General features: G+C 39.8%; 7 protein-coding genes and 1 pseudogene. 2 read left to right on the forward strand and 6 right to left on the reverse strand.

Features of this window, described 5'->3' with window-relative positions; translation table 11 throughout:
* Nucleotides 1-488 precede the first annotated feature (488 nt).
* Nucleotides 489-1139 (reverse strand): TetR/AcrR family transcriptional regulator, encoded by a 651-nt coding sequence (locus tag ACEW80_RS00945; RefSeq protein WP_373524800.1) that lies wholly within the window; start codon nt 1137-1139, stop codon nt 489-491.
* 136 nt (nt 1140-1275) lie between these two features.
* Here ACEW80_RS00945 and ACEW80_RS00950 point away from each other — a divergent pair, with 136 nt between their 5' ends.
* Entirely contained in the window at nt 1276-2265 is a 990-nt protein-coding gene (locus ACEW80_RS00950; protein WP_373524801.1) for a Rieske 2Fe-2S domain-containing protein, read from the forward strand.
* A 130-nt stretch (nt 2266-2395) separates the two neighbouring features.
* On the opposite strand, the gene ACEW80_RS00955 is transcribed toward ACEW80_RS00950, so the two are convergent.
* Complete coding sequence (locus ACEW80_RS00955) at nt 2396-2614, reverse strand: hypothetical protein (RefSeq protein WP_373524802.1); 219 nt, start codon at nt 2612-2614, stop codon at nt 2396-2398.
* A gap of 101 nt (nt 2615-2715) precedes the next feature.
* Nucleotides 2716-3129, reverse strand: coding sequence for a hypothetical protein (locus ACEW80_RS00960; protein WP_373524803.1), 414 nt, complete (start codon nt 3127-3129; stop codon nt 2716-2718).
* Nucleotides 3130-3380: 251 nt separating this feature from the next.
* Here ACEW80_RS00960 and ACEW80_RS00965 point away from each other — a divergent pair, with 251 nt between their 5' ends.
* Entirely contained in the window at nt 3381-3566 is a 186-nt protein-coding gene (locus tag ACEW80_RS00965) for a hypothetical protein (protein ID WP_373524804.1), read from the forward strand.
* A gap of 180 nt (nt 3567-3746) precedes the next feature.
* Here the strand turns inward: ACEW80_RS00965 and ACEW80_RS00970 are convergent, their stop codons facing one another.
* From ACEW80_RS00970 to ACEW80_RS00980, 3 genes and pseudogenes are all read right to left on the reverse strand, one after another.
* Complete coding sequence (locus ACEW80_RS00970) at nt 3747-5753, reverse strand: DEAD/DEAH box helicase (RefSeq protein ID WP_373524805.1); 2007 nt, start codon at nt 5751-5753, stop codon at nt 3747-3749.
* A gap of 369 nt (nt 5754-6122) precedes the next feature.
* Nucleotides 6123-6458: a hypothetical protein gene (locus tag ACEW80_RS00975; RefSeq protein WP_373524806.1), complete on the reverse strand. Its 336-nt coding sequence runs from the start codon at nt 6456-6458 to the stop codon at nt 6123-6125.
* 173 nt (nt 6459-6631) lie between these two features.
* Nucleotides 6632-7415, reverse strand: a pseudogene (locus tag ACEW80_RS00980) (hypothetical protein); the annotation flags it as partial.

Genomic DNA, 7415 nt, shown 5'->3' on the forward strand with positions numbered 1-7415 from the left:
TAGAGTAGATGCTCGCGCCATCCACCACTAATGCAGAACCTTCCACATCAAAGAAAATCTCTGTATCTCGTATTTTCGCTCGCATTTTCGGGATTGTATAAAATCAGATGACTTAAATATATATCAGACTTTTACCCTGATATCGGGAACTAACGTGTCAGCGAATGTAGACAACTGAATGAATCTTGGTGGTAGTTATGGTACTGTGGAGTGGCGCTTGCTGAATATTACTAAAGCAGTCATTCTCATGATGAGAATGAGTATAAATAAGTTTTAAGTCAAACTAACTCACAGAATTATAGACGTTTATTCCCCTTTTTGAACCAGCAATTTACCAGACGCTCCAGCCGTAAAACCCAACCCAATCCCCATCACAGTCACGCTGGGCTTGATAAACAACGTCGTAATTCCAATAATTGAACTCCAAAGACAGCCATAACAGCAAACGATAACAGATTAATATTAAAAATCCAGATAAGCCTTTCCGTTTATGGATGTGAGCGTTTAATACCTGCCAAAATAAAGGTGATTGCTTCTTCGGTGTGTTCCTCAATTATTTCTGGACTAAGACGATTAATCTCTGGAGTTAGATGCTTCCAGTTTTCATGAACTGTGAAGTAAAACAGACAAATACTTAAGATATGGGTCAGCGCCAAAAACGGTTTGAGGGGGCGAAAATATCCTTCTGCAATGCCTTGCTCTAAAATTTTGAGCAGATGCTCATGGAGACTCAAAACGTTACATTCCTTAAAATATACTCCTTGATTTTGACTTGCTTCCTGAAACCACAGCATTTGACGCTGAGGATTTTGAGCTTCATTGGCAATTGCGATGCGGATAATCTGCTTTAGAGCTTCTTCGGGGGATAAACCGTCAAAGTTCAATTGTCCAAGAATGGTTTGAACTTCATCGACTGGACGTTGTAAGGCTGCTTTGTACAAGCTTTCCTTACTCTCAAAATAGTAATGAAGTGTCGCAGTTGTCACTTTGGCGCGATTAGCGATCGCACTCAGACGCGCACCGTTTAAGCCATGCCGTGAAAATTCGTACTCTGCGGCATCCAAAATTTGTTGCTGTGTTATCTGGGCATCTCGAACTGGGCGGACTGATTTGGCAACTCGTTTACTGTGTCGAACCACTGCATCAAAATTTAGCGTTTGTGTTTATATGGTATCAAAGAGGCATCAACATTGAAGACATTGAATCTGTGAATTGACGACACAGCAGGAAGTTGATAAGCTTACTGATTAATTAGTAAGTTAATTTTTTCTAACTATGAAGCAACTGCAAGGCGCACCGTGGCTGTTGGCACATCGTTCCATGCTTAAGCCAAATAAAGCAATGAAATTTTCTTTGCTAGGTAATGATTACGTCCTTTGGCAAAATAATTACGGTGTAATTAGTGCTTTACCCAACGCTTGCCCCCACATGGGTGCAATGCTATCAGAGGGATGGTGCATAACAAAAGCTGATGGCAGTAGTGTAATCACCTGCCCTTTTCATGCATTGGAATTTGATGCTTCAGGTTGTACAGTCCTGCCTGGATCTAACAAGCCAACTAAATCGTTAATGCAGCCGCTAGATTTAGTTATCCAAGGAGACTTTATTTGGACTTATGGAGGGTATGAATCAAAAGTACCAATTCCAAACATCATGAATGAAATTGCAGCAGATTATGAGTTTATAGGAGTTACAGGGGAACGGAGCATTTCAACTGATATTTTGAGTTTGCTATTAAATATGCACGACTACAACCACCAAAATGGGACGCATAGAGAATTATTTGAGATTGAAGAAGTTCAGGTAAAGCAGTTCATTGACGAAGGGTTACATTCTCATGCCTATTTGATACAACCTAGAAAGCAACCTACATTTGCTGAAATTTTCCAAAATCCTGCTCAACTAGCGATGCCAAAAGTGTTAGAAGCTCATTTAGAAAATTTCTTCCCATTTATGGGATTGATGCACGGTGACAATAAGCTGTTAAGCCTGAAGGAATGCCACTTCTATCTTCCAGAAACAGAACATCAATCTCGTGTGTTTGTCTTGATGTACATGAAAGCACGTTCTCCGATTGCACATTTAATTAAAGGCAATCTGTTAAAGTTGATTGATGTAGTCATAGAGCAAGACGCAAGGATTTTAGGCAAGATTTACGCTAATACCCCACAACGAATTAAGTTGAACAATGAGGTAGGAATGGATTGGGTACGGCGCAATTTTAAGAGCTTTCCAGCCCAAGGTGAACCGAATTTATCCCAGTAGTCTCAAACTGAGTAGTAAAAAATACAGTAACGGTTACAGGTAGGGTAGAAAAAAGGTAAGAATTCAGTCCTTATTGAGTTGTTTGTTTAACTAATGAACTAAGGCGAGCTTTGATATCAAAATTTTTCATTCATCCTCGCAATCCCGGAAAAAACTTACTCCAAACACTTTGTTTTTTTGGCGCTGATTCTTCTGAGCCTAAAACATTTTTTAGCCCTTGCTGATTACTCTGAATCTCCTGCATATTAAGAGAATGAATGACCTGGGCTAACTCTGGATTTTCTGCCAAAAGTTCGGCTTCAAAGCTTAACTCCTGCTGCAACAGTTGGGCATTTCGGCGCAAGAACATCTGCTGATTGTGTCGCTGTATGATTTGGGATTCAGTCAGGTGTAATTATTCTGCATAACTTAGAGCTTTACAAGCGTGCCATTGGGCTATTCGCCTGCCTTCTATTTGCGTATTAGCCCTTTTTGCCCCCTCGCAAGGTAGTATGGTAAACCAGCAGCTAGAAAACCAATGAGACGCGGCAGAAAACTATAATGAACTGATGGTAGTAATAGATGAATAAGACCACCGATAGTAATTGCCATAGTTGTTCCCCACAATAATCCTCTCTGCCACCAAGTATTGCCTAGCAGACTTACAGACTCAGCACTGCTATAACTGAGACCACCGATAATAGCTCCAATCATTACAATTTGTAAACTATGAGAAGATAGGGCAGCGTAAGTAAATCCACCAAGGCTTCCTGCGAAAAATGTAGCAAAATAGTACTTGCGAAGCTTAACCAAAAGTGAATCAGATTGATTTATAACAAAATAATACTTGCGAAGCTTAACCAAAAGTGAATCAGATTGACTCATAATAATTACCTTTTAGAGAAAATATCACAAAATTTTACTGGAAGAATCGAACTTCTAGACCACTAAAAAATTGATAATTCCGTTTCTTAGGCGAAAGTTGGACTGATTTTGATTAATATTTTAGCTTATTCTATAAGGGGCTTCTTCCTGTGGGTAAGGCTTAACTTGATGACACGAATTTGTCTCAACGTAATTTAATTAGTCACTGTACAATAGTTAACGCACTGAAGTACTGTTGAGCATTGAAATAAATGAAAGAGCAAAATGAACTCCTAAAACAGCAGTTGATAGAAGCGATTTCTTGTCAGAATCTGCAAGAAATTCAAAAAATTCTAACCATAGCACAATTAGAGGATGAGACAATAATCCTCAAAGAAGCTCTCGTGCAAGTAGAGGTGAGCAAATTTTGTTTGGTTCTTGCAAGAATACGTAGGTAAGGAAAGTTATCAACAAGCCGTAGAGGATGTATCGACAAGCATGACTCAAAAACTATTTTCTTGGAGGTTTCAAGCCAGGGGTTGATTTCAACTTACACCCAGATGGTAGGATGTTGGCATCAAAGGAGGCAAATGAATATTTAGAAAATTATCAAGTTAATCATGACCCAACATTGGGAATTAACTTAACCGGAACATGATCTTAGCAAGCTTGCCAAACCCCTGGGTAAAAGCATATTCAATCTCTGCGGGATCACAAATCTCTGTTAGTTTGGATTTCAACCCAGGAAGTTCTCTAACCTCAATACAGATATTTACATATACATCTTTAGTTTCCACATGAAATAGACCAGCATTTATGTTTAAAAAATCACCTGTTAGCATTGAACAGTAAGTTAAAGATTCTTTCCATTGTGATTTGTACTTCATTTTAAAATAATTATCGCCTAAATTCTTTTTGAACTTAGATGACTTTTCCTGTGGTTTTGGTTCCCAAAATATACTGTTCTCCAACTGCCCAAGAGCTTCTATTGTCGTTACATTAGTCGCCACATTGTTACTGCCTTGTTGTTTTAGCTTTTTCTGTTCAACAAAAGATATAGCTAGGATGCGGTTCTTATGTCGTTCAAAAGCTTCCTTGTACAGTTCCCATGCTTTTTTGGTAATTGCTGATTGGGATGGCTCAACCATTTTAACGATTTCGCGCCAATCTCCAAGAGTAAATCTAGTAATATTTTCAATAAAAGCGATGAAAATGGCGCTATAAATTTTAGTGGGACTCGCACCCCGTAAACCTTGCCTTCGGATCGTATCAGTAACTAAGTCTAATCTGTAAGTAGAAACAGAAAGGTCAATTTCTGTAAGCTCGAGGCTAAAACCCTGTCTAAGTCGGATTCTGCTAAAATTTGGCTTTGCAGGACTCTCAATAGTTGTAAAATCAATCGTTTCACCACAGCTTGGACAAATAGCTTGGTGATGTTGAATCAGCACTCCATCCTTGTCAACTTCGGCTTCAATTTTAGCTAATTCATCAGTTAGCGGTTTAAAAATATGGGTGCAATGCTCACATTGGATTAAGCCTTTGTTTTGTATTTCTGATATAGTTTCAGGTAATAAACTCCATTTGCGTGGCTCATCAGGAAGCCCATGTTTTTTCCAATTATCGGTAATATCAATAATCACCGCAGTTGGTTTTAAAGTGTAAGTTCTAAGAACCCGCCCCAGCATTTGCAGCCAAAGAGTAGAGCTTTCAGTCGGACGGACACAGTAGACGCACTCAATATTAGGGCAATCAAAGCCCTCGGTTAAGATTTCATAATTAGTAATTACTTGGGTAGTGCCATTGCGAAAACGCTGCAATATTTCTAATCTCTCTTGTGGGGGAGTTTTCCCATCCAAATGTTCGGCACTAATATAATTACGAGAAAATTCCGCAGCCAGGGCACGAGAATGTTCTAAGCTACAGGCGAAAATAACTGTACGAAGATTTCGTGCATATTTAAAGTAATTCTCAAGGATTTCACTAACCCCAATCTGACTAGTGACGGCAACCGCTAGCTCTTTGGCTCTGAAATCCCCACGAGATTTTGCAACTCCAAGAGTCGAAATAGTTTGATTCGTTGCAAATAATCGAAACTTACTTAAATACCCAGTCTGGATTAATTTAGCCGTGTCAATACCAACAACCAAATCATCAAATAAATCAACAAAACCTTGACCGTCAATTCTTTGGGGAGTTGCAGTTACACCTAATATCTGGGCGCTTTCATAATGTTCAATTAATCGTCGATAAGATAAAGCAGTCGCATGATGCGCTTCATCTAATATCAAAAGTCCAATGTTCATTGGCAACTCTAATACCTCTCGTCTGCTCAACGTTTGAACGCTAGCAACTTGGATTCTTCGCTCAGGATTAGCCAGAACACCTGCTTTGATAATCCCAACTGGTTCACCGATAATTTCTGAGAGCTTTTCGGCAGCTTGAGATATCAACTCAATCCGATGGGCAATGACTAAAACTTGCTTTCCTTGCTCAAAGAATTTATGGGAAATATGTGCAAAGCACACCGTTTTCCCGGCGGCTGTCGGGAGTTGTGCAAGCACTCGCCTATTACCATTCTCCCAAGAATTCCAAATATCTTTTATCCACTGATGTTGATAATCTCTAAGTTCGTAGGTAACAGGCATTCAATCTACCTCAACAATGATTTTTCTCCCGTGGGAATATTGCTCATTATGCCACAAGCTCTTCAAGTTAAGATATCGATAATCCCAATTCTAAAAGTAGTAAAGATGTTTTGGGTTGATTTGATGCGATTTTACTTCATCAAGAGCAAATTATAAAGATAATAACCTGGAAGTGATGCACTCCATATCAAATCTCGCCACTGTTTTAATGACTATACTTGCTTTATTATATTGGCGAGTTTTATACTGTGCGATGAGGTTTCCAGTAAATAGCGTACACCCATAGGCGATACACTTACAGCTATAGGTATAAAATTCGGGTGTAAAAGTGCCCATAAGGAAGTTATAGCGGTTAGGACAGGAATAATTTCAATTTCCTCTTTGAACCAACAATTTCCCAGACACTCCAGCCGTAAAACCCAACCCAATCGCCGCTACAGTAACGCTGGGCTTAATAAACAACGTCGCAATTCCGATAACTGCACCCCAAAGACAGCCATAACAGCAAACGATAATCAACTGATTTTTGGGTTTAGCTCTTTGGTCTTGAATAGATTGGTGAACGATGGCATAATCTTCAAGCTCATTGGTAATTTCTAGTAAAGAAGCACCGTACTGTTTTTCCAGGCGTTCGATAGCCAGCCTGTCTGCCTTAATTGGGCTGATAGCTAATTTTTGCAATGCTGTGGTTAATTTATCACTCATTTTTAAACTTCCTATGCTCCGACATTCCAGAAAATGTTTAGAAAAAATTAAAAGTTGCTGGAGAGACAAAAACGACTCTATTTTTCAGAGGTACTTGGAGATGTGAGAATACCGGAACTTGACCGGAACTCAACCGGAACTCAACCGGAACTCAACTAGAACTGGGACGAATATTACTGGTTAACGTTAATAACGCTAAAACCATCTTTTTCATTTCCGCACAATTGGTTATTATCAATCAATTGTGACAAGGCATTCCTCAAGTAAAGAACACTCTTTTTCTCTTCGCCCCACTTGCGGCTATTTCTGATCGCGGCAAAAGAAGCTGGAGGACTAGCAGTAGCCGCAACAATTGCCACAATCTGTTCTAAATCCGCCTCAGAAATAGTAATTTCTTCTAGTTCCAGAAATTCCACCTCCTGATAAGGTTTTGAAAAAATGGACTCCAGATGATTAACTGCATCTGTCGGTGCAATTTTCTCACCGATTGGCATAACTGCCGGTTCATGGTGTTGAATCAATTCAGGAAAAAACTGAAGTAATGTTCTTGCTGGGTCTGGTTGCCCATTGCCTGGATGCTTGTGGGTCTTTAGCCATTCGGGAATCATGCCCAAGTTGCCACCGCTAACGGGTTCACCAAAGTTGTTAGGATTGGCTTTGAAATATTCTCCACTAGCAACATTCATTTTGCGTAGACCACCAGCGCTAACCGCTTGAGCTACACAGCCAATAAAGTTAACCGATTGCTTAAACGTATCTGCCAGCCCAGCCGTAGCTTTACCGACCACGCTTGTCAGGTTAGAGCCATGCAAGACGATAATTAATGTACCGCCAGACTTAGCGAAGCGAGAAAGTAAATATTGAATCGCCCAGGTGCGATCGCTCTCCTCCAACAATGACAGCAATCGCATCGCCTCATCAATTACTAGCAGTAAATTTTTATGGGAGTAAGGCTCG

Source organism: Nostoc sp., from assembly GCF_041747015.1.
GTDB lineage: Bacteria > Cyanobacteriota > Cyanobacteriia > Cyanobacteriales > Nostocaceae > Nostoc.

Coding starts and splice junctions, on each gene's coding strand:
- ACEW80_RS00950 (WP_373524801.1), top strand. CDS start 1,276: ATGAAGCAACTGCAAGGCGCACCGTGGCTGTTGGCACATCGTTCCATG.
- ACEW80_RS00955 (WP_373524802.1), bottom strand. CDS start 2,614: ATGTTCTTGCGCCGAAATGCCCAACTGTTGCAGCAGGAGTTAAGCTTT.
- ACEW80_RS00960 (WP_373524803.1), bottom strand. CDS start 3,129: ATGAGTCAATCTGATTCACTTTTGGTTAAGCTTCGCAAGTATTATTTT.
- ACEW80_RS00965 (WP_373524804.1), top strand. CDS start 3,381: ATGAAAGAGCAAAATGAACTCCTAAAACAGCAGTTGATAGAAGCGATT.
- ACEW80_RS00970 (WP_373524805.1), bottom strand. CDS start 5,753: ATGCCTGTTACCTACGAACTTAGAGATTATCAACATCAGTGGATAAAA.
- ACEW80_RS00975 (WP_373524806.1), bottom strand. CDS start 6,458: ATGAGTGATAAATTAACCACAGCATTGCAAAAATTAGCTATCAGCCCA.